The sequence below is a fragment of the Rhizobium sp. NPDC092011 genome, from assembly GCF_044756305.1.
Classification (GTDB): domain Bacteria; phylum Pseudomonadota; class Alphaproteobacteria; order Rhizobiales; family Rhizobiaceae; genus Rhizobium.
Map to the genome: position 1 here is coordinate 334,077 of NZ_JBIVSO010000001.1, position 20,246 is coordinate 354,322.

The following is a 20,246-nucleotide window of genomic DNA, read 5'->3' on the forward strand; positions in this document are numbered from 1 at the left end:
TCTGAACAACCCTCGCCGGGCCAAGGCATTACTTAGGCTTTGGCAGCTGAGATACAACAACCGTCCCGTGACGAAATCTCTCGAAAAATCGCCGAAATTGTCTTCGCCACGGTTATTTTCTTGCGGAATCGTCGCAACATTTCTACAGAAAATACCCTTATGAGCGCTTTCGAGGTCAAAAATGGCCGAAGGCAATCATCGGCTTCGATGCCAGTCCTGTCTTCTTCAAGAAAGCGTCCTACGGCAGTTTGCGCTTCGAGACAGGCTAGGGGGGTTACAAGGGCGCTGCCGCGCCCATCCAAGGAGAGATAATATGAGTCTGAAGACATTGACGGCCGCGACTTTCGTCGCTTCGCTGGCCTTCGCACCTCTCGCACATGCAGATATCACGATCGGCCTTATCGCGCCGCTGACCGGTCCGGTCGCCGCTTACGGCGAACAGGTCAAGAATGGTGCACAGACCGCAGTCGACGAAATCAACAAGAGCGGTGGCGTACTCGGCCAGAAGCTCGTGCTGAAGTTCGGCGACGATGCCGGCGATCCGAAACAGGGCGTATCCGTTGCCAACGGCTTCGTGGGCGACAACATCCGCTTCGTCGTTGGCCCGGTCACCTCGGGCGTTGCCATCCCGGTTTCCGATGCGCTTGCCGAAAACGGCATCCTGATGGTTACGCCGACTGCAACGGCTCCGGACCTGACCAATCGCGGTCTGACCAACATCCTGCGCACCTGCGGCCGTGACGACCAGCAGGCGACCGTCGCCGCAAACTACGTCGTGAAGAACCTCAAGGACAAGAAGATCGCCATCCTTGACGACAAGGGCGCCTATGGTAAGGGCCTGTCGAAAGCCTTCAAGGACACCCTCAACAAGGGCGGCGTGACCGAAGTCGTCGACGACTCCCTGACGCCTGGTGAAAAGGACTACAGCGCGCTGACGGCGAAGCTGAAGCAGGCTGGTGTCGAAGTCATCTATTTCGGCGGCTATCATCCGGAAGCCGGTCTTCTTGCCCGCCAGCTGCATGACATCTCCGTCAAGGCACAGATCATCGGCGGCGACGGCCTCTCCAACACCGAGTACTGGGCAATCGCTAACAGCTCGGCTGCCGGCACGATCTTCACCAACGCTTCCGACGCTTTGAAGAACCCTGATTCGCAGAGCGCCGTTGCCGCCCTCAAGGCACGCAACATCCCGGCTGAAGCCTTCACGCTCAACGCCTACGCCGCCGTACAGGTGCTGAAGGCTGGCATCGAAAAGGCCGGTAAGGCTGACAGCGCCGACGCCGTCGCCACCGCGCTGAAGAAGGGCGAAGCCATCGACACCGCCATCGGCAAGGTTACCTATGGCGAAACGGGCGACCTGACCTCGCAGAGCTTCTCGCTCTATAAGTGGGAAGACGGCAAGATCGTTTCGGCCGAATAAGTCGCGACAACAATGCTTTGAATTTCAGCCGGGCCACTTGTTGGCCCGGCTTTTTGTTGGCATCAAGTCTGTTGCGCGATGACGTTTAGCAAACGCTGCGGAAGCGCTCGACGCAGGTGGTCAAAACCTCTTGGCCCGGCCTTTTCCACCAGTTGTTCTGAGAGAAGATCTCGACTTCCTGCAGGCCGAAGAAACCTGCCTTTTCGATCTCAGCGCGGATGCCCTTGAGGTCGATGACGCCATCGCCCATCATGCCGCGATCAAGCAGCAGATCGGTCGTCGGCACAAGCCAGTCACAGATATGATGCGCGAGGATGCGCCCGCCGGCACCGGCGCGTGCAATCTGCTGATTGAGCTTCGGATCCCACCAGACATGGTAGACATCAATCGCAACACCGATGCCGTCGCCCAGGAGATCGCAAATATCGAGCGCCTGTTCCAGCGTGTTCACGCAGGCACGATCTGCAGCATACATCGGATGCAGCGGCTCGATCGCCAGCGGAATGCCGGCGCTGCGGGCATGCGGCAGGATCGCGGCGATGCCATCGGCCACCATCTCACGGGCGTGGGCGATATCCTTCGACCCCTCGGGCAAGCCGCCAACCACAAGAACGAGGCAATCGGCGTTCAGCGCCGCCGCTTCGTCGATCGCCCGCTTGTTATCGTCGATCGCGGCCGCCCGACCCTCGGCATCGACAGCCGGAAACATGCCGCCGCGGCAAAGACCGGTGACCTTGAGCTTATTATCGGCGACGATCCTGGCCGCTTCGGCAAGACCGATCTTGTGAACCTGATCGCGCCACGGCGCGATCGCGACGATGTCCTGCTTCAGACAGGCTTCGACCGCCTGGCGCATGTCATATTGCTGGCGCACAGTCGCCAGATTGATGGATAGTCCCTCGACTGCCATTGCTATGCTCCTCCCCGATCCCCGGAGCGCCGTGCTTCCTTTTGGAAGCACAAGGACGCTCCATCTCCCTGAATCTACGCATCAGGCTTTCCGAAAATCGTGTCCGATTTTCGGGCCGATGCTGCAGTCCGCTATTCGACGCCGACGGTGGCAAGGATAGTTTTCATCCGACGCACCGCCAGATCCGGATCGCGTAAAACGCGGGCCGCATCCGCCAGCCGGAAAAGCTCCGAGAGATGCAGGATAGAGCGCGTGCTCTGCTGACCGCCAAGCATCTGGAAATGGTCCTGGAAGCCATTGAGATAGGCGAGGAAGACGACACCCGTCTTGTAGAAGCGTGTCGGCGCCTTGAAGATGTGGCGTGACAGCGGAACGGTCGGTGCCAATATCTGATGAAACGCATCCAGATCGTTCTCGGCAAGTTTCGCCAGCGCCGCACTCGCCGCAGGCGCGATAGCATCGAAGATACCGAGCAGCGCGTGCGAATAGCCTTGATCGTCACCGGCGATCAGTTCTGCATAATTGAAATCGTCACCCGTATACATCTTCACCGACGGATCGAGCCGGCGGCGCATGACGATTTCCTTTTCAGCCGAAAGCAGCGAGATCTTGACGCCATCCACCTTGGCTGCGTTCTGATTGATGATGGCAACGGCCGTTTCCATCGCCTGCATATCATCCGTCGACCCCCAGTAACCTGCAAGGGCCGGGTCGAACATCGAACCGAGCCAGTGGATCATCACCGGCTCCTTGACCTGTCCGAGAATGCGGTCGTAGACGCGGGCATAATCGTCCGGGCCTTTGGCGGCGGCGGCAAGCGCCCGGCTTGCCATCAGGATGATGCGACCACCCTGCCCCTCGACATAGGCGACCTGCTCCTCATAGGCCCGAATGACATCGTCGATCGTGACCTCAGGCCCTGGCGGCAAATGGTCCGTGCCGGCGCCATAGGCGATCAGTGCGTCCTGTCGGCCACGCGCCGCCGATTGCGCATGGGCGATCAGCTCCTTGGCGCCAGCCCAGTCGAGACCCATGCCACGCTGCGCCGTATCCATGGCCTCGGCAACGCCAAGACCGAGATCCCAGAGATATTCGCGAAATGCGATCGTGCGCTCCCAGTCGATATTGCGATCGAGCCAGGGATCATTGTCGGCGAAGGGATCGACCACAATGTGAGCGGCGGCATAGGCGACGCGATTGAAGCGATGACCACCCGCTGGCTTGATTGGAGCGCTCACCGGCGTGTTGGTGAGCGCGAAATCGGCAAGCGTGCCGCCGGCCATTGGCAAGCGAAGGCTTCTCGTCATGGCGCCACCCCCTCAGAGAGCAGAAAGTGCTGGAACATCGACCCAGCGGCGTTCGGCCCAGCTCTGCTGCGCCAGTTCCGCGAGCTGCACACCCTTGGCGCCTTCGCGCAGTGTGAACTTCCAGGGCGCATCCTCGGCGACATGGCACAGGAACTGCTCCCACTGCGCCTTGAAACCGTTGTCGAAAACCTGCGTGTCCGGCACCTCGTCCCACGTGTCGAAGAAGTTGATCGGTTGCGGCTGATCGGGGTTCCAGACCGGCTTCGGTGTATTGACCCGATGCTGGGTCCAGCAACGCATCAGGCCGCAGACGGCGGAGCCATGGGTGCCGTCGACCTGGAAGGTGACGAGATCGTCGCGACGCACGCGAACCGCCCAGGAGGAATTGATATGGGCGATAACGCCGCCTTCCAACTCAAAGGTGGCATAGGCGGCATCGTCGGCATCCGCGACATAGGTCTTGCCGTTTTCGTCGACGCGGCTTGGGATATGCGTGGCGCCGAGGCAGCTGACAGACCGGACCTCGCCGAACAGATTGTCGAGCACATAGCGCCAGTGCGGGAGCATATCGAGGATCATGCCGCCACCCTCTTGTCTCCGATAGTTCCAGGAGGGGCGCTGCGCCTTCACACCCCAATCGCCTTCGAAGACCCAGTAGCCGAATTCGCCGCGCACCGAGAGGATCTTGCCGAAGAAGCCGCTGTCGCGCAGCATGGCGATCTTGCGCAGGCCCGGCAGGAACAGCTTGTCTTGCACCACGCCGTTCTTGACGCCGCGGCGTTCTGCGGAAGCGGCAACCGAGAGTGCCTCTTCCAGCGTTTCGGAGATCGGCTTTTCGCAATAGACGTGCTTGCCGGCGGCAATTGCCCGCTCAAGCAGGTCGACACGCATCTGCGTCGAACCGGCATCGAAGAAGATCGTGTTGTTCGGATCGGCAAGAGCGGCGTCGAGATCGGTCGTCGTCTTGGAAAGACCGTGCTTGCGCGCGATCGCCTCGATCTTTTCGGCGTTGCGGCCGACAAGTACCGGCTCGGGCATCAGCCGATCGCCGTTTGCCAACTGTACCCCACCCTGCTCGCGGATCGCCAGGATCGAACGCACCAGATGCTGATTGTAACCCATGCGGCCGGTAATGCCGTGCATGATGATACCGATCGACTTCGTCGCCATTAGAGTCATTCCTCCCGTAAATAACTATATAGTTACATAACTGACATGGCGAAGCGGTGCTGTCAACGGCCAACCTCCATGGCCGCAGTGCGGTTCGTCGGAGATGTGAAATTCGTATCGGGAGTGTGCCTAGGGGCGTAGATAGGCGAAGATGACGTCGACGATATGCTCACCCCAGGCGTCGATCTCTCCCTTGTCGGAGAGGTTGCGTCGGAAGATCGTCGAGAGCGTCCAGCGGTTTGTCAGAAAGAAGGAGCCGAGCGCCGCTATACTCATATAGATCTTGACCGGATCACAGTCCGGGCGGAAGTCGCCGGCGGCGGCACCTCGATCGAGCAGGCCGGCAATTTCAGAAACCAAGGGCGAATGTAGCTCGAAAATACGCGCGGAACGCTTCAGGAAGCGGGCCTTGTGCATGTTTTCCGTGCTGAGAATGCCAAGGAATTCAGGGTGATCCAGGAAATATTGCCAGGTGAAAACCACAAGCTCCCGCATGCCATCGGCGGGCGCGCGATGGGAAAGATCGAGCCTCGCCTCGGCCGAGCGGATGGCGATGTAGCTGCCTTCCAGAACGGCGACGTAGAGCGCGTCCTTGCCACCGAAATAGTGATAGAGCATCCGCTTGTTGATCTTGGCGCGCTCGGCAATGGCATCAACGCGCGCGCCGCCATAGCCGCGCTCAGCAAATTCTTTCGTTGCCGCCGCGAGGATCGCCTTGCTGGTGCGCTCCGCATCCCTGAGCCGTGGCCGTTCCGAGGCGTTGGAGGATGCCTGATCTGCTTTTGCAGGGTCTTCGCTCTTCGTGCGGCGCTTTACAGTTTTGGCTTCCGGCATCATGGCTCCTGGCGGCGTCTTTCAAGGCTTCGGCGGCCTCTCCTGCCGCCGATAAGTAACCGATCATCGCATAAGTTGACAGTCCCCTGCTTTTTCATAGGCGTAGTAACTAGACAGTTATATCGATTGAAACGCGGATTTATGCCTAATCCAAGATCCATCTCGACGCAGACTTCGTTGAGAAAAGAATGTGACGATCTTGCTTTCGCTCTCGGGCCGGCTCAAGAGAGCGCACAGGAACAGGCATTGGATGGCTTATGGCTGAGAAGCATATCGCAATCATCGGCGGCGGGCCCGCCGGGCTCATGGCGGCGGAAGCCCTGTCTTCGTCCGGCCATCGTGTCACCGTGTATGACAGCATGCCGACGGTTGCACGCAAGTTCCTGCTTGCGGGCAAGTCCGGACTGAACATCACCCATTCGGAAGAGTTTGGCGCCTTCGCCAACCGCTTTGGCGCGGCATCGCAGCAGCTGCGCGCTGCTCTGGATGATTTCAAGCCGAGTGACGTCAGAGCCTGGGCCGAGGGATTGGGAACGGAAACATTCATAGGGTCATCCGGCCGTGTATTCCCGAAGGTGATGAAGGCATCGCCGCTGCTGCGCGGATGGCTGGCCCGGCTCGAGGCGCAGGGCGTCAGCATCATGACGCGCCACCGCTGGTCGGGCTTCGACGAGGGTCGGCTAATATTCGAAACGCCGACTGGTCAAAGCTTCGTTGAATATGACGCTGCCCTGCTGGCGCTCGGTGGCGCCAGTTATCCACGATTGGGCTCGGATGCTGCATGGGTCGACTGGCTTCGCAGCCGGGGAATAGACATAGCCGGCTTTCAGCCTGCCAATTGCGGCTTTGACGTCGCCTGGAGCACACCGTTCGGAGATCGCTTTGCCGGCGCGCCACTCAAAGCCGTGACGGCGACCTCGGAGGCCGGCACCTTTCCCGGTGAATTCGTCATTTCGCAAACCGGCATAGAGGGCAGTCTCGTCTATGCGCACGCCGCCGCACTTCGCGACCGATTGGCTCAGCAAGGCCGTGCTGCACTCCTTGTCGACCTGACGCCAGGCCGCACGACCGAACGGCTGGCTCGCGATCTGGCGCGTCAGGACCCGAAAGCCAGCCTTTCCAACCGCCTGCGCAAGGCTACCGGAATAGAAGGCGTGAAGGCTGGCCTTGTTCGTGAGCTTGCCGAGCCGTCTGCCCTTTCGCGGCCCGAGGATCTGGCTCGCCTGATAAAGGCCTTGCCGATTCCATTGCTGAGACCAAGGCCTATTGCCGAGGCAATCTCATCGGCCGGCGGCATCCGCTGGAGCGAATTGGATGGCCACTACATGCTGCGAAAGCTTCCCGGCATTTTCGTGGCCGGCGAGATGATCGATTGGGAAGCGCCGACGGGTGGCTATCTTCTTACCGCCTGCTTTGCTACCGGGCGCGCGGCGGCCGAGGGCATGGAATCTTGGCTCAAGCGTTGAGTTGCACGGGCATGAGCCGCTTTATCAGGCCATGTTGGCAATAAAGGCCCGCTGGGAATGACCATGATCAGCGGCGAAAAGCCTTCACTCAAAGGCACGCGGCATATCCGCAACGTCAGCGCAGCCGAGATGTCGCAGTGATTGAAACCACATTGAACAGAGCCACCACGGTCTAAGCCATTGTTAAAATGGCTCGGTCAGCCAAAGACAAGGCTCTGCCAGTCTACGATCGACCGCTCGCACGCAACTCTGAAGCTCCGCGTCCTGCCTCATCGTCCTCCGAGCGAATATAGACTTGCAGCGTGTAGCCAATATGCTCGGTCATCAGCGCCTTGGCGCGGTCGAGATCACGGTCGAGCGCAGCCTCCATCAGCGCGGTGTGATGCTCGATCGCCATGGCATCCTGCAGGGCCGCTGCCGCTTTTTCATAGCCGATTGTCAGGCCGGCGGCAGCACGCTGCGTCGGCGCGAGACCGAGGAAACGGTGATGGCGGCGAAGCTGGTCGCTGATGGTGGCTTGAAAACGCCGGAGCCAGTTCGATGTTGCCGCACTGACGAGCGCAGCATGAAAGGCCGTATGCTTCTCGTCCCATTCGTCGGCCATCTCATCGGAGGCATCGTCCGGCACGATCTTGCAGCGCGACAGGCGGTAATGCGCGGTCACCACAGCAGACTCCCAATCCGGGCCACCCTTTTCGATCGACTCCAGAAGAAGTGGCATTTCGACGACCATGCGTGCCCGCATCAGGTCTTCCAGCTCCGCGCGCGAAACCGGCGCGACGGCAAAGCCGCGATTGCTGACAGCCGTCACCAGCTTCTCAGCTTCCAGCCGTGAAAGCGCCTCGCGAAGCGGCGTCCAGCCAACGCCATAGCTATCCCGCAAAGCGCCAAGCCGCAAAGATGCGCCGGGCCTCAGCCTCGTATTGAGGATGTCGCGTCGCAACAGCGCATAGGCTGCCTCCGTTTTGCTTAACGCGTCCTTGTCTTGCATGGTCCTCGTCCCCGTCGTCTCCCACCCGAGATTATATATAAAATCGTCGTAGCGAGAAATTATATATTAAAAGTCTGCGCTCTGCATATCATATATCTTAAATTGACAGGAGTGCAGCAGTCGCTATGATCCCTCGCCAAGAGAGCCTGAGGGAACATGGCTCCTTGACACATCCGGGAGGAAAATATGCGTAAATCTACGTCCAAATGGCTCTCCAGCCTCGTGGTCGCCGGCACATTCGTAGCTGGCATCACCACGGCGTCGGCCGAACCTATCAAGATCGCAATCGCCAACTTCGGCGAGCATCCGCAGCTCAATGCTTCTATCGCCGGCTTCAAGAAGGCCTTGGCGGAGAACGGCTTTGTCGAAGGCAAGGATGTCGTTTATTCCGAAAGCAATACGAGCTTCGACGCATCGCTCGTGCCGCAGATGATCGCCAAGCTCCAGGCCGAGCATCCCAAGCTGATGTATACGGTCACGACACCGGTATCGCAGATCGCCAAGAAGGCGCTCGCCGGCTCCGGCATTCCGATCGTCTTCACCGCGGTCACCGATCCGGTCGCTGCCAAGCTCGTCCCGTCCTGGGATGCTGGCGATGTCGGCATCACCGGTTCGAGCGACCTCCAGGATATTTCCGCGATCTTGACCTTCACCAAGAAGCTGATCCCGAATGCCAAGCGCATCGGCGTGCCCTATAATCCGGGCGAAGCCAACGACGTCGCCTTGATCGACAAGGTCAAGGCAGCCGCTCCAGCCGCCGGTCTCGAAGTCGTGCCAGTCGGCGTCGACAACGTCAACGACATCCAGCAGCGTATCGCCTCGCTCGCCGGCAAGGCCGACGTGATCTACACGCCCGCCTCCAACCTGCTGCAGCCCGCCATCCCGGCCGTTGCCGCCGCCGCTCGTCAGGCACAGATCCCGATCGTCAATTCTGATGACGCCGCGGTTCGCAATGGCGTGGTGCCGGCAAGCTTCGCCGTCAACTACATCCAGGTCGGCGAAAATGCCGGCAAGATTGCCGCGCAGATCCTGAAGGGCGCAGATCCGAAGACCATCAAGCCCTCGGTTCCCGCCTACAAGGACCACGCACCGCTGATCAACAAGGCCGTCCTGAAGGCATTCGGCGCCGAAGTGCCTGCTTCGCTTGCCGATTGCAATTGCTTCACGAAGTAATCGGCGGCATTTTCGACGGATCAATCCGATCCATGGCGGCGTCAAGGACGCCGCCATTTCATAACCCTACACTGCAGGGGAGGCACGGATGCTGGATATCAAATCCGCGCGCAAGGTTTTCTACAAAGGCCAGCCCGACGAAAAGGTCGCGCTCAATGGCTTGACGCTCTCCCTCAAAACTGGCGAATTCGGTGTCGTCATCGGCTCGAATGGCGCGGGCAAGAGCAGCATGCTCAACGCGATCTCCGGCGCTCTCAATCTCGATTCCGGTCAGGTCCTTATCAGCGGCAACGACGTCACCAATATGCCGGTGCACAAGCGCGCCGCGCGCCTTGCCCGCGTATTCCAGGATCCGATGAAAGGAACCGCCGCCAGCATGACGGTCGGTGAAAACATGCTTCTGGCGGAGTTGCGCGGCAAGAGCCGGGGATTTCGGCCGGGCCTGAACGCAGCCCGCCTCGCCGCTTATAAAGAACGGCTCGCCGTTCTCGGCCTTGGCCTGGAAAACCGTATCGACACCAAGGTGGAGCTTCTTTCGGGCGGTCAACGCCAGTCGCTGTCGCTCATCATGGCGGTCGGCGGTTCACCCGACGTATTGCTGCTAGACGAACATACTGCCGCACTCGATCCACGCACCGCCGACATCGTGATGCAGGCAACCGTGCGCACCGTCGAGGCGCTGAAGCTGACGACACTGATGGTCACGCACAACATGCAGCACGCCGTCGACTTCGGCGACAGCATCATCATGCTCGACGCCGGGCGCGTACATCTCGAAATTACCGGGGAAGGAAAGCGGCGCATCACCGTGCCCGAACTGATCGGTCACTTCGCCGTCAAGACCGACCGCATGCTGCTGGTGAGCTGACATCATGATGGATTTCATTCAGACAACCGCTTCGAGCTTCGTCTCGCTCATCCCGGTCACGCTGGCCCAGAGTTTTATTCTGAGCTTCGTCGTCCTCGGGATCATGATTCCCTTCCGGATGCTGAGCTTTCCGGACCTGACCAGTGAAGGCGCATTTCCGCTCGGCGGATGCGTCTGTGGCATATTGCTCGCCGCCGGCGTCGCACCGCCGCTCGCCATTGCAGTCGCCTTCGTCATCGGCCTTGCGGCCGGTTGCTGCACGGCCTTTATTCATCTGCGCTTCCGCATTCACACGCTGCTCGCCGGCATCCTGATGTCGACCATGCTTTACAGCATCAATCTCGGCATCATGGGCAAGTCGAACCTCTCCGTCTTCGGCTCGCCAACCGTCTTCGACGTCGTGCCGTTCACGGAGCCTGGTTTTCCCGCCAGCAAGATCGTCATTGCCGGCCTGCTTGCCGTCGTCGTGCTGATCGGACTTAACCTCTACTTCAAGACGGAAAAGGGCACGGCCATGCGCGCCGTTGGCTCCAACCCCGACATGGCCGAGGCGCAGGGCATCAACGTCTGGGCTGCAACCATCGGCGGCGTCGGCATCGCCAGTGCATTCTCCGCCGCCAGCGGCGCCTTGATGGTACAGTCGCAGGGCTTTGCCGACGTCAATATGGGCATCGGCATTCTGATCAACGGCCTCGCGGCCCTTATGATCGGCGAGGCCTTCACCGGCAAGCAGACCGTGTTGCGCCAGCTGCTCGCGCCTTTCGTCGGAGCGATCATCTACTATCAGCTCGTGTCGCTCTGCCTTGCCGCCGGCATGCCGCCACCGAATTTGAAGCTCGCAACCGGTCTGTTCGTGCTCATCATGCTGGCACTACCCAGCATCCGCCGCAGCCGCGGCGGGGCAGCCACCCGGGAAACCATTCGCGAATAAATCAAGAGGCCATAGTATCATGGACAGCCTTCCCGATCTCGCAGCCATCGAGGCTATGGACGAGACCGATCCACTGCGCACATTCCGCAGCCGTTTTGCTCTGCCATCGGGCGTCATCTACCTCGACGGCAACTCGCTCGGCGCTGCGTCGCACGAAGTCTTTGCCGAGCTGCGTCAGGCAGCGATGGAAGAGTGGGGCAATGGCCTGATCCGCAGCTGGAACAGCGCCGGCTGGTTTCATCTGCCGCTCGAACTCGGCGACCGCATCGGCCGGCTGATCGGCGCGGCGGAAGGCCAGACGGTCGTGACCGACTCGACCTCGATCAACATCTACAAGACCCTGCATGCCGCCTTGGCGATGCGGCCGGACCGCAACGTCATCGTGGCCGAGGGCGACAGCTTTCCGACCGATCTCTACATGGCCGAAGGCGTCGCTTCGACCCGTCCCGGCGTCAAGCTCCGTCTCGAGGGCCGCGATGCGGATACGATCGAAGAGCTGATTGACGACAGCGTCGCCGTCGTCCTCATCAATCATGTCAACTACAAGAATGGCGAACTGCGCGACATGGCAGCGCTGACCAAGCGCATCCAGGCATCGGGCGCGCTGGTCATCTGGGATCTCTGCCACAGCGCCGGGGCGCTCCCGGTCGATCTCGATGGTGCGAACGCCGATTTCGCCGTCGGCTGCTCCTATAAATATCTGAACGGCGGCCCCGGTGCGCCGGCCTTCATCTATGCGGCGCATCGCCATCACCAATCGATCGTCCAGCCGCTCAGCGGCTGGTGGGGCCATGCCCGCCCGTTTGCCTTCGAGCGCGGCTTTGACGGCGATGTCGGCATCAGGCGTTTCCTCTGCGGCACGCAACCCATTCTCTCCCTGAGGGCGCTGAAGGGTGCGCTCAGCATCTGGGACGAAGTCGATATGAACGCGCTGCGCAGAAAAAGCGTGGCCCTCGGCGATCTCTTCATCCAGCTGGTCGAGGCAAAGTGCAGCGGGTACGGCGTCGTGCTCGACACCACCCGTAACAGCGAGAAGCGCGGCAGCCAGGTCTCCTTCACCCACAACAATGGCTATGAGATCATGCAGGCGCTGATCGAGCGCGGCGTCATTGGTGATTTCCGCGCGCCTTCGACACTGCGCTTCGGCTTTACGCCGCTTTATGTCAGCTATCGCGACGTATGGCTGGCGGCCTCGGTGCTCGAGGAAATTCTGACCAGTGGATCTTGGCGCGATCAGCGTTTTGCCGTTCGCTCGGCAGTGACCTGATTCCCGTCATGTTGATCGCCGAACCGCTAGAGCATGATGCCGAAAATTGCGCGCGGTTTTCGGGCGACATCATGCTCTACCTCTTTGATTTTAGAGCGGATTCAGATTTTAGGTCGAGCAGACCTAAAATCTGAATCCGGCTCTAGGGAGCCGCAGATGAGCTATTTCAAGGTCACTGATTGGGACAGCGCCTACACCAACAGCGCCTACATCGTCGATGGCGACCGATGGCCGGACGCCTGGATCGAGCCTGCCCGGTCTTTCCGGGACAGCATAGCTGCGGCCGGCCGCGCAAAACTCGACATTGCCTATGGCCCCGGTGAGCGCAATCGCTTCGACCTCTTTCTGCCCGAAGGGGAGCCGAAGGGTCTGGTCGTCTTCGTTCATGGCGGCTACTGGCTGCTGACGGACAAGAGCTACTCGTCGCATCTGGCAGCGGGCGCGATTGTGGCCGGCTATGCGGTGGCGATGCCGTCCTACACGCTTTGCCCGGAAAACAGCATCGGCGGGATAGGACGGGAAATAGGCGCAGCAGTCACGGCGGCGGCCGGGATGGTCGACGGCCCCATCATTGTGACGGGACATTCGGCCGGCGGGCAACTCGCGGCACGCATGATGACGACCACATCGCCGCTTGGCGAGCCGATCCTCAAGCGTATCCGTCATGTCCTGGCTATCTCCGGCGTGCATGATTTGCGTCCGATCATGAAGCGCAGCATGAACAAGGAGCTTCGCATCGATGATGCCGAAGCGAAGGCTGAAAGCCCGGCGTTGTTGGAGCCGGTCGGCACCATCCGCTTGACCTGCTGGGTCGGCGGAGCCGAACGCGCAGAGTTTGTCCGGCAGAATGCATTGCTCGCCAATATCTGGGTCGGGCTTGGCGCCGCGACAGCTGTGGTGGTCGAGCCGGACAAACACCATTATTCTGTACTGGACGGCCTCTTGGACGCCGACCATCCGCTGACACGGACCCTGCTCGCGGTATAAAGCATTTCCAGGAAAAGTGCGCAGCGGTTTTCCGTCCGGAATGCGTCAAAAACAATAGGATAGAGATTTCAAAACAGCGGTGAAAAAAGCCCTCGGCACAAGGCTGCACCGAGGGCATTCCAACATCATTCGTTGACGGGCGCGTTCATGGCCCAGATGACCCCGAAGGGATCGCGCATCTGGCCCCAGCGATCTCCCCAGAACATCACCTGCGGCTCAACAACAACCTCCAATCCGGCGTCGACGGCTCGCTTCCACCATGCGTCGAAGTCTTCGACCACCAGCTGCATGACGAAAGACTGCGGCTTCTCCAACGCGTGGCCATATTCCGGATAGGCGTCGCCCAGCATGACCGAACTGCCGTTGATGTAGAGATGGATATGCATCGTCCGGCCCTTTTCATCGACCGGAAACATGAATGCCTCCTCCGCGCCGAAGGCGCGCTTATAGAATTCGGCCGCCTTGACCGCGCCATCTACCGTCAGATAGGCCACCACGCCACCGCGAACCGGCACGCGGGGTTGAGAAGATTGCTTCTGGTCTGCTGCATCAGTCATGTTCGTCTCCTTGCGAACGGGATTTGATTATCGCCCCCTTGAGATGGGCTAGCCCAAGGACGTTGGCGGAAGCAACTTTCCGACAGGGCACATATTTTATTTTTCGAGACGCGCGAAGAAATCGTCAATACGGTGGCCGTGTCTGCAGGCGGGTGCGGGTTGAGACCCACCTGCCATCTTCCGTAGCTGTCAAAATACCGGCGGCACTGCGACCATTCGCTCCGATATCGCCGGCTGGTCGGCTTGACAGCTTTTGTCGACCGACAATATGTCTTCAAGCAGTGGAGGACAGATGATGCCTTGCATCGCTGACATCGAGAGGAAGCGCTCAGCGGAGGGTCATAGCCTGGGCGACGCGACGTCGCGGGTAATACGCCAGCACTATCTACGGCCCGGCCCACATTTCATTGCGCCAAACGCTGTTTGAAACATCAATTTCATCACGGATATATGACATGAAAAGACAGACGCTCGACACCGGCTGGACCATCTCGCGCCTCCGCGCGCCCTCCACCGCACCGACGCTGCCCAATACCATAGCTGCGGCAGTCCCCGGCAACGTGCATCTCGATCTCATGACGGCGCAGCTGATCACCGATCCCTATCTCGACGTCAATGAGATATCGCAGGATTGGATCGGTCGCGCGGCCTGGCGTTACCGCCTCGCTTTCGATTGGGACGGCGATGACGCCGAGCGCGTCGACCTCTCATGCCTTGGCCTTGATACGGCTGCACGCCTGGAGCTGAACGGCACGCTGCTCGGCGAAACCCGCAACATGCATCGCAGCTACCGCTTCGACATCGGCGACAACCTCAAGAACGGGCGCAACGAGCTGATCGTTGATTTTCAATCCGCCTACGAACACGGGGAAGAGGTGCGCAGGCAGCTCGGCAGCGCCGCCGATATCCCGCAAAATTACCCCGGTCCGAGCAATCTCATCCGCAAGATGGCTTGCAATTTCGGCTGGGACTGGGGTCCGACCGTCGTCACCTCGGGCATCTGGAAACCGATTGTGATCGAGAGCTGGTCGAAAGCGCGTCTCGGCGCAATCCGCCCCGAAATCACGCTGCAGGGCAGTCAGGGCGTTGCTCGCCTGCATGTCGAAATCGAATGGGCAGAGACCGGCACCGACAGCGTCGCCCTCGTCTTGTCGGTAGCCGGCAAGCGTTCCGAGGTCAGGGTCGCACAAGGCGAGACCCACGCTCTGGTCGAGTGCCGCATCGACAATCCGCAGGTCTGGTGGCCGCATGGGATGGGCGGGCAGCCGCTATATGATCTTGACCTGCAGTTGGTCGGATCGGATTCGACAACCCTTGACGGCTGGAAGCGCCGGGTGGGGTTTCGTTCCGTGCGGCTCGACACGACGCCGGATGAAATCGGTTCCGCCTTCACGCTCGTCGTCAACGACGTGCCTGTCTTTGCCCGCGGCGCCAATTGGATCCCCGACGACTGTTTCCTGCCGCGCGTGACCCGCGAGCGCTACCGCGAACGGATCGCCCAGGCCCGTGATGCCAACATGAACATGCTGCGCGTCTGGGGTGGCGGCATCTACGAGACCGACACCTTCTACGAGGAATGCGATGCCGCCGGCATCATGGTCTGGCAGGATTTCCTGTTTGCCTGCGCGACCTATCCGGAAGAGGAACCAGTCTACAGCGAGGTCGAGGCAGAGGCGCGCGAGGCGATCACAAGGCTCATGCCCTATGCTTCGCTGGTGATTTGGAACGGCAACAACGAGAATATCTGGGGCTACTTCGACTGGGGCTGGCAGGACGTTCTCGGAAATCGCCCCTGGGGCGCCGGCTATTATCTCGATCTCTTGCCGAAACTGGTCGCCGAGATCGATCCGACGCGCCCCTACTGGGCGGGAAGTCCCTATTCGGGTTCCATGGAGATTGCGCCGAATGCCGACGAGCATGGCTGCCGGCATATCTGGGATGTCTGGAACGAAGTCGGCTACGAGACCTACCGGAACTACATCCCGCGCTTCTGCTCCGAATTCGGCTGGCAGGCGCCGCCGACCTTTGCAACGCTTGGCCAATCCGTGCGCGAGAGAGATCGTGCCCCGGCCTCGCCGGGCGTCCTGCATCATCAGAAGGCGACAAGCGGCAACGACAAGCTGCTGATGGGATTGGAGGGCTGGTTCCCGCATCCACAAAATTTCGACGACTGGCTTTTCGTCACCCAGCTCAACCAGGCGCGCGCCATCAGCTACGGCATCGACCACATGCGCTCACACCGGCCGACTTGCATGGGCACCATCGTCTGGCAGCTCAATGATTGCTGGCCTGTCACCTCCTGGGCCGCTATCGACGGCGCCGGCAGAAAGAAGCCGCTTTGGTATGCGCTGCGCCACAGCTATGCGCCGCATCTCCTCACCATCCAGCCGCGCGGCGACGGCTTGTCTGCCGTCGCCGTCAACGATGCAACGCTGTTCTGGCGGGTGCCCTTCACCGTCGAACGCTTCGACTTCGACGGAACGCTGCTTGCCCGCCATCATGTCTGGCGCATCCTATGCGATCGCTTCGAGAACACCGATATCGAGATTCCGAGCGATGTCGCCAAGCCCGGCGATCCCAGCCGGGAATATCTGCGCGCCCGTCTCGGCGATGCCGAAGCCTGGTGGTTCTTCGAAAAGGATATGAAGCTGCGATATCCGCAGCCTCGCTTCGACATCGAGAGCGCCGAGACACCCGATGGGATCACCGTGACCGTCACGGCGCAATCGCTTCTGCGTGACCTCTGCCTGTTCGTCGATCGCATCAACCCCAATGCCGAAGTCGACGACATGCTCGTCACTCTCGCGGCCGGAGAAAGCAGGAGTTTCAAGATAAAGGGCATCTCCAAGGAAGCGTTTGACGATGCCGATCTATCGACCGTGCTTCGCACGGCCAATGAAGTTGCAGACCCTCCGCATCACTGAATCCGAGCCCGCTTTGCGCCCTATATCGCGTGAATTGCGCCGGATATAGGCGGAAATCGCGTGCAGACCGTCACGAAAGATTGCGCGGATGAAGGGCGAATTGCCTTCTATGATCGGGCGCCGCCTTGTGATCTAGTGCACCCTATCCGATCCATGAATCAGCGAGACACCGCTTATGTCGTCCGACGCCAATCGCAGCTTTCAAACGCCCCGTCGCGAAGAACTCGGTCTTCTCACACTTGGAAACAGCGCCGGTCTTTCGGCCTCGGCTTTGCCGAACGGTACGCTGTTCTCAATCGATTTCGCCGACCAGCAGGGCGGCGTCATGATCAACCAGGTGCTCGGCTCGCCCGTTTACGGCGGGATCGGCAGGCTTTATCTGCGCGTTGGCGGCACCGGGCCAAGAACGGCTGAAATCGTCGGACCGAAGGCAGCAGTGCGTTTCGGCCATACCGAAGGCGGCTTTTGCTGGAGCGGCGAAACGGCAGGCATCAGACACACCGTCAGCCTTCGGCTTCATCCGAGCGAGACCGCATGGTTTTGGCAAGTGTCGCTCGAAAATTCGACCGGTGCGGCGATCGAGGCAGATGTTGTCCTTCTTCAGGATGTCGGCCTGGGCGACCGCGGCTTCCTGATGAACAGCGAAGCCTATGCCTCGCAATATATCGACCACCATATTGCCGGCCATGCCGTCTTCGGGCCTGTCATCATGAACAGACAGAACCTCAAGCAAGGCGGTGGACGCAATCCGTGGCTGGCGCAAGGTTGCCTGGAAGGAGCCGCAGCCTACGCGACAGACGCAATCCAGCTCCTCGTACCATCGAAAGACAATGACGGCGTCATGGTACCGGACTTCGGCACCGGCTTGCCGAGCATCCGCAGGCAGCACGAGGTTGCCTGCCCGGCGATCCAGTCGAAGCCGCTGACGCTGGCACCGGCCACCCCGGCGACCACGACCTTCTTTGGCCTGTTCGTCGCCGACCATTCGGCGGCGTCAAGCGATGCCGATCTTGCCCGCCTCGACAAGCTCGCGGCATTACATGGCGCACTGGCCAAGGACACGATCGCCGCCACGCAACCTGCCCGCAGCCTCGTCCAGGACGCGCCTCTCGCCGTCAGCGCGAGCCTCGGTCAGTCCGAAATCGATGCGCTTTACCCCAAGCGCATGCTCGAGGAGCACGTGGACGGAAAGCTCGTTTCCTTCTTTGTGCCCGACGGGGCGCACAACAGACATGTCGTGCTCGCTGACAAGGAACATCTCGTGGCTCGCCGCCACGGATCCATCATCCGCAGCGGGCAGAACATGCTCCTCGACGACAAGACCTTGGCAGCCACCTGCTGGATGCAGGGTATTTTCGCCGCGCAGCTGACCATCGGCAACACCTCTTTCCATAAGCTCTTCTCCGTCTCCCGCGACCCCTACAATCTGACGCGGGCGAGCGGTTTGCGCATTCTCGTCGATCTCGGCGAAGGTTGGCGTCTGCTCGGCGTACCCTCGGCTTTCGAGATGGGCCTCAGCGACGTGAGCTGGACTTATCGTCTGTTGGGCCGCACCATTTCCGTATCGGCAATCGCGTCCGGCGACGATCCGGCCATGCAGTGGAGCGTCACCGTCGAAGGCGACGCCTGCCGCTTCCTCGTCTTCGGCCATATCGTCCTTGGCGAACGCGACTATGAAGCCGTTGCCAATATCGCCATCGATACCGCCAACAAGAAGATTTCCTTCCGCCCGCAACCCTCCTGGCTATGGGACCGCTATCCGAATGCGGCCTACCATCTCGTCACGTCGACGCCGGATGCCTTCGAGGCCATCGGCGGCGACGAGCTGCTTTATGGCGACGGAATCTCGCGCAATGGTCCGTTCATCGCGCTGAAGTCGCATCCCACGCAGACCTTCCGCTTTGCCGTTACCGGTTCGATGGCCGACGCCGCGGCCGGTGAGGCTTTTGCGGCACGTTATGCCAAGGGTGTGGAGAGCAGCGAGATGCTGGCGACCGCGCAACGCTTCTGGAGCCACGTGACGCGCGGTGCGCGTATCGAAGGCGATGGTCGGGATGTGGCGGCACAGTCCGTCATGGTGCCCTGGATCGCGCACGACGCCATCGTGCATCTGAGCGTGCCGCATGGGCTGGAGCAATATACGGGCGCGGCCTGGGGAACGCGCGATGTCTGCCAGGGGCCGATCGAGTTCCTGCTCGCCTATGAGCATGACGAAGAGGTCCGACAGATTCTCATCACGCTGTTCTCCGAGCAGTATCGGGATCGCGGCGACTGGCCTCAGTGGTTCATGCTGGAGCCCTACTCCAATATCCGCGCCGGCGAGGCGCATGGCGACATCGTCGTCTGGCCTTTGAAGGCCCTGTGCGACTATATCGAGGCCACCGGCGACATCACCCTGCTTGCCGAAACGGTGCCGTGGCGGGCCGACGATACCGTACAACTGACCTCGGAACGTGCGACGATCTCCGATCACGTCGAGAAGCTGCTCGACACCGTGCGCAGCCGCTTCGTGCCGGGGACCAGCCTCATTCGCTATGGCGAAGGCGATTGGAACGACAGCCTGCAGCCTGCCGATCCGCACCTGCGTGACTGGATGGTCAGCAGCTGGACCGTTTCGCTCCTGTATGAACAGCTGGTGCGCTATGCCAATATCCTGACGCTTGCCAGCCGCAACGAGGAGGCACAGTCGCTCCAGGCAACGGCCGCCGCCATGCGCGCCGATTTCAACCGGCTGCTGATGCGCGACGGCATCGTCGCCGGCTACGGCGTCTTCGACCCGAGCCATGACGGCGTCGAACTGCTGCTGCATCCCGACGATACAAGGACGGGACTGCACTATTCGCTGATTGCAATGACCCAACCGATGATCGGCGGATTGTTCACGCCCGATCAGCGCCATGCGCACATGAAGATCATCCGCGAGAACCTCCTGTTCCCGGATGGCGTGCGTTTGATGGAAAAGCCGGCGACCTATTCCGGCGGCCCGGAAAAGCTGTTCCGGCGCGCCGAATCCTCATCCTTCTTCGGCCGCGAAATCGGCCTCATGTATGTGCATGCCCATTTGCGCTACTGCGAAGCACTGGCACTCGACGACGACGCGGAAGCCGTGTGGGAAGCACTGGCGCTCGCCAATCCGATCGCCGTCAGCGGCAGGCTGGAGCATGCATCGCTGCGCCAGCGCAACACCTATTTCAGCAGCAGCGACGCGGCCTTCGACGACCGCTATCGCGCCTCTGCGGACTGGGCTCGCGTCAAGGCGGGCGATATAGCCGTCGACGGAGGCTGGCGCACTTATTCCAGCGGCCCCGGCCTCTATACCAAGAGCCTGATCGGCAATATCTTCGGCTTTCAACGGCAATTCGGCCAGCGCATCCGCAAACCGCTCCTGCCCGCCTCGATCGGCGCTTGTGACGTCAAGCTGGATTTCAAGGCCTGAAATCA

Annotated in this window: 15 protein-coding genes; 9 read left to right on the forward strand and 6 right to left on the reverse strand. The window is 60.7% G+C overall.

Annotation, left to right across the window (positions count from 1 at the left end; all coding sequences use genetic code 11):
• The first annotated feature begins 313 nt into the window (after positions 1-313).
• Complete coding sequence (locus ACIQJ2_RS01805) at positions 314-1,420, forward strand: branched-chain amino acid ABC transporter substrate-binding protein (RefSeq protein WP_199148190.1); 1,107 nt, start codon at positions 314-316, stop codon at positions 1,418-1,420.
• 85 nt (positions 1,421-1,505) lie between these two features.
• On the opposite strand, the gene ACIQJ2_RS01810 is transcribed toward ACIQJ2_RS01805, so the two are convergent.
• From ACIQJ2_RS01810 to ACIQJ2_RS01825, 4 genes are all read right to left on the reverse strand, one after another.
• Positions 1,506-2,330, reverse strand: a complete 825-nt coding sequence (locus ACIQJ2_RS01810) for a sugar phosphate isomerase/epimerase family protein (protein ID WP_400666214.1) — start codon at positions 2,328-2,330, stop codon at positions 1,506-1,508.
• Positions 2,331-2,461: 131 nt separating this feature from the next.
• Positions 2,462-3,637 carry a dihydrodipicolinate synthase family protein gene (locus ACIQJ2_RS01815; RefSeq protein WP_400666212.1) on the reverse strand — a complete coding sequence of 392 codons (1,176 nt, stop codon included), beginning with the start codon at positions 3,635-3,637 and terminating at the stop codon, positions 2,462-2,464.
• A 12-nt stretch (positions 3,638-3,649) separates the two neighbouring features.
• Positions 3,650-4,807: a Gfo/Idh/MocA family protein gene (locus ACIQJ2_RS01820; protein ID WP_400666210.1), complete on the reverse strand. Its 1,158-nt coding sequence runs from the start codon at positions 4,805-4,807 to the stop codon at positions 3,650-3,652.
• Between the two features lie 129 nt (positions 4,808-4,936).
• The gene (locus ACIQJ2_RS01825; RefSeq protein WP_199148194.1) at positions 4,937-5,641 is read right to left on the reverse strand and encodes a TetR/AcrR family transcriptional regulator; all 705 of its coding nucleotides are present in this window, start codon (positions 5,639-5,641) and stop codon (positions 4,937-4,939) included.
• Positions 5,642-5,898: 257 nt separating this feature from the next.
• Here ACIQJ2_RS01825 and ACIQJ2_RS01830 point away from each other — a divergent pair, with 257 nt between their 5' ends.
• Positions 5,899-7,107 (forward strand): TIGR03862 family flavoprotein, encoded by a 1,209-nt coding sequence (locus tag ACIQJ2_RS01830; protein ID WP_400666208.1) that lies wholly within the window; start codon positions 5,899-5,901, stop codon positions 7,105-7,107.
• A 223-nt stretch (positions 7,108-7,330) separates the two neighbouring features.
• Here ACIQJ2_RS01830 and ACIQJ2_RS01835 read toward each other — a convergent pair whose 3' ends face one another.
• The gene (locus tag ACIQJ2_RS01835) at positions 7,331-8,098 is read right to left on the reverse strand and encodes a GntR family transcriptional regulator (protein WP_199148196.1); all 768 of its coding nucleotides are present in this window, start codon (positions 8,096-8,098) and stop codon (positions 7,331-7,333) included.
• A gap of 186 nt (positions 8,099-8,284) precedes the next feature.
• Here ACIQJ2_RS01835 and ACIQJ2_RS01840 point away from each other — a divergent pair, with 186 nt between their 5' ends.
• The 5 genes from ACIQJ2_RS01840 to ACIQJ2_RS01860 all read left to right on the forward strand — a co-directional run bounded on the left by ACIQJ2_RS01840 (position 8,285) and on the right by ACIQJ2_RS01860 (position 13,324).
• Entirely contained in the window at positions 8,285-9,271 is a 987-nt protein-coding gene (locus ACIQJ2_RS01840; protein WP_199148197.1) for an ABC transporter substrate-binding protein, read from the forward strand.
• An 88-nt stretch (positions 9,272-9,359) separates the two neighbouring features.
• Positions 9,360-10,139, forward strand: coding sequence for an ABC transporter ATP-binding protein (locus ACIQJ2_RS01845; RefSeq protein WP_184708104.1), 780 nt, complete (start codon positions 9,360-9,362; stop codon positions 10,137-10,139).
• Between the two features lie 7 nt (positions 10,140-10,146).
• Complete coding sequence (locus tag ACIQJ2_RS01850; RefSeq protein ID WP_199148203.1) at positions 10,147-11,070, forward strand: ABC transporter permease; 924 nt, start codon at positions 10,147-10,149, stop codon at positions 11,068-11,070.
• A 19-nt stretch (positions 11,071-11,089) separates the two neighbouring features.
• Positions 11,090-12,337 (forward strand): kynureninase, encoded by a 1,248-nt coding sequence (kynU, locus tag ACIQJ2_RS01855; protein ID WP_400666205.1) that lies wholly within the window; start codon positions 11,090-11,092, stop codon positions 12,335-12,337.
• 156 nt (positions 12,338-12,493) lie between these two features.
• Positions 12,494-13,324 (forward strand): alpha/beta hydrolase, encoded by an 831-nt coding sequence (locus ACIQJ2_RS01860; protein ID WP_400666203.1) that lies wholly within the window; start codon positions 12,494-12,496, stop codon positions 13,322-13,324.
• Positions 13,325-13,449: 125 nt separating this feature from the next.
• On the opposite strand, the gene ACIQJ2_RS01865 is transcribed toward ACIQJ2_RS01860, so the two are convergent.
• On the reverse strand, positions 13,450-13,881 hold the full coding sequence (locus tag ACIQJ2_RS01865; RefSeq protein WP_400666201.1) for a VOC family protein: 432 nt from the start codon (positions 13,879-13,881) through the stop codon (positions 13,450-13,452).
• A gap of 455 nt (positions 13,882-14,336) precedes the next feature.
• On the opposite strand from ACIQJ2_RS01865, the gene ACIQJ2_RS01870 reads away from it, so the two are divergent.
• Positions 14,337-16,805, forward strand: coding sequence for a glycoside hydrolase family 2 protein (locus ACIQJ2_RS01870; protein ID WP_400666199.1), 2,469 nt, complete (start codon positions 14,337-14,339; stop codon positions 16,803-16,805).
• 175 nt (positions 16,806-16,980) lie between these two features.
• A complete protein-coding gene (locus ACIQJ2_RS01875) occupies positions 16,981-20,241 on the forward strand; it encodes a GH36-type glycosyl hydrolase domain-containing protein (RefSeq protein ID WP_400666197.1) in 3,261 nt (1,086 codons plus the stop codon).
• Positions 20,242-20,246: the final 5 nt, after the last annotated feature.

Bases quoted from the DNA above. Each gene is read 5' to 3' on its own strand.
- ACIQJ2_RS01805 (WP_199148190.1), top strand. From the start codon at position 314: ATGAGTCTGAAGACATTGACGGCCGCGACTTTCGTCGCTTCGCTGGCC.
- ACIQJ2_RS01810 (WP_400666214.1), bottom strand. From the start codon at position 2,330: ATGGCAGTCGAGGGACTATCCATCAATCTGGCGACTGTGCGCCAGCAA.
- ACIQJ2_RS01815 (WP_400666212.1), bottom strand. From the start codon at position 3,637: ATGACGAGAAGCCTTCGCTTGCCAATGGCCGGCGGCACGCTTGCCGAT.
- ACIQJ2_RS01820 (WP_400666210.1), bottom strand. From the start codon at position 4,807: ATGGCGACGAAGTCGATCGGTATCATCATGCACGGCATTACCGGCCGC.
- ACIQJ2_RS01825 (WP_199148194.1), bottom strand. From the start codon at position 5,641: ATGCCGGAAGCCAAAACTGTAAAGCGCCGCACGAAGAGCGAAGACCCT.
- ACIQJ2_RS01830 (WP_400666208.1), top strand. From the start codon at position 5,899: ATGGCTGAGAAGCATATCGCAATCATCGGCGGCGGGCCCGCCGGGCTC.
- ACIQJ2_RS01835 (WP_199148196.1), bottom strand. From the start codon at position 8,098: ATGCAAGACAAGGACGCGTTAAGCAAAACGGAGGCAGCCTATGCGCTG.
- ACIQJ2_RS01840 (WP_199148197.1), top strand. From the start codon at position 8,285: ATGCGTAAATCTACGTCCAAATGGCTCTCCAGCCTCGTGGTCGCCGGC.
- ACIQJ2_RS01845 (WP_184708104.1), top strand. From the start codon at position 9,360: ATGCTGGATATCAAATCCGCGCGCAAGGTTTTCTACAAAGGCCAGCCC.
- ACIQJ2_RS01850 (WP_199148203.1), top strand. From the start codon at position 10,147: ATGGATTTCATTCAGACAACCGCTTCGAGCTTCGTCTCGCTCATCCCG.
- kynU (WP_400666205.1), top strand. From the start codon at position 11,090: ATGGACAGCCTTCCCGATCTCGCAGCCATCGAGGCTATGGACGAGACC.
- ACIQJ2_RS01860 (WP_400666203.1), top strand. From the start codon at position 12,494: ATGAGCTATTTCAAGGTCACTGATTGGGACAGCGCCTACACCAACAGC.
- ACIQJ2_RS01865 (WP_400666201.1), bottom strand. From the start codon at position 13,881: ATGACTGATGCAGCAGACCAGAAGCAATCTTCTCAACCCCGCGTGCCG.
- ACIQJ2_RS01870 (WP_400666199.1), top strand. From the start codon at position 14,337: ATGAAAAGACAGACGCTCGACACCGGCTGGACCATCTCGCGCCTCCGC.
- ACIQJ2_RS01875 (WP_400666197.1), top strand. From the start codon at position 16,981: ATGTCGTCCGACGCCAATCGCAGCTTTCAAACGCCCCGTCGCGAAGAA.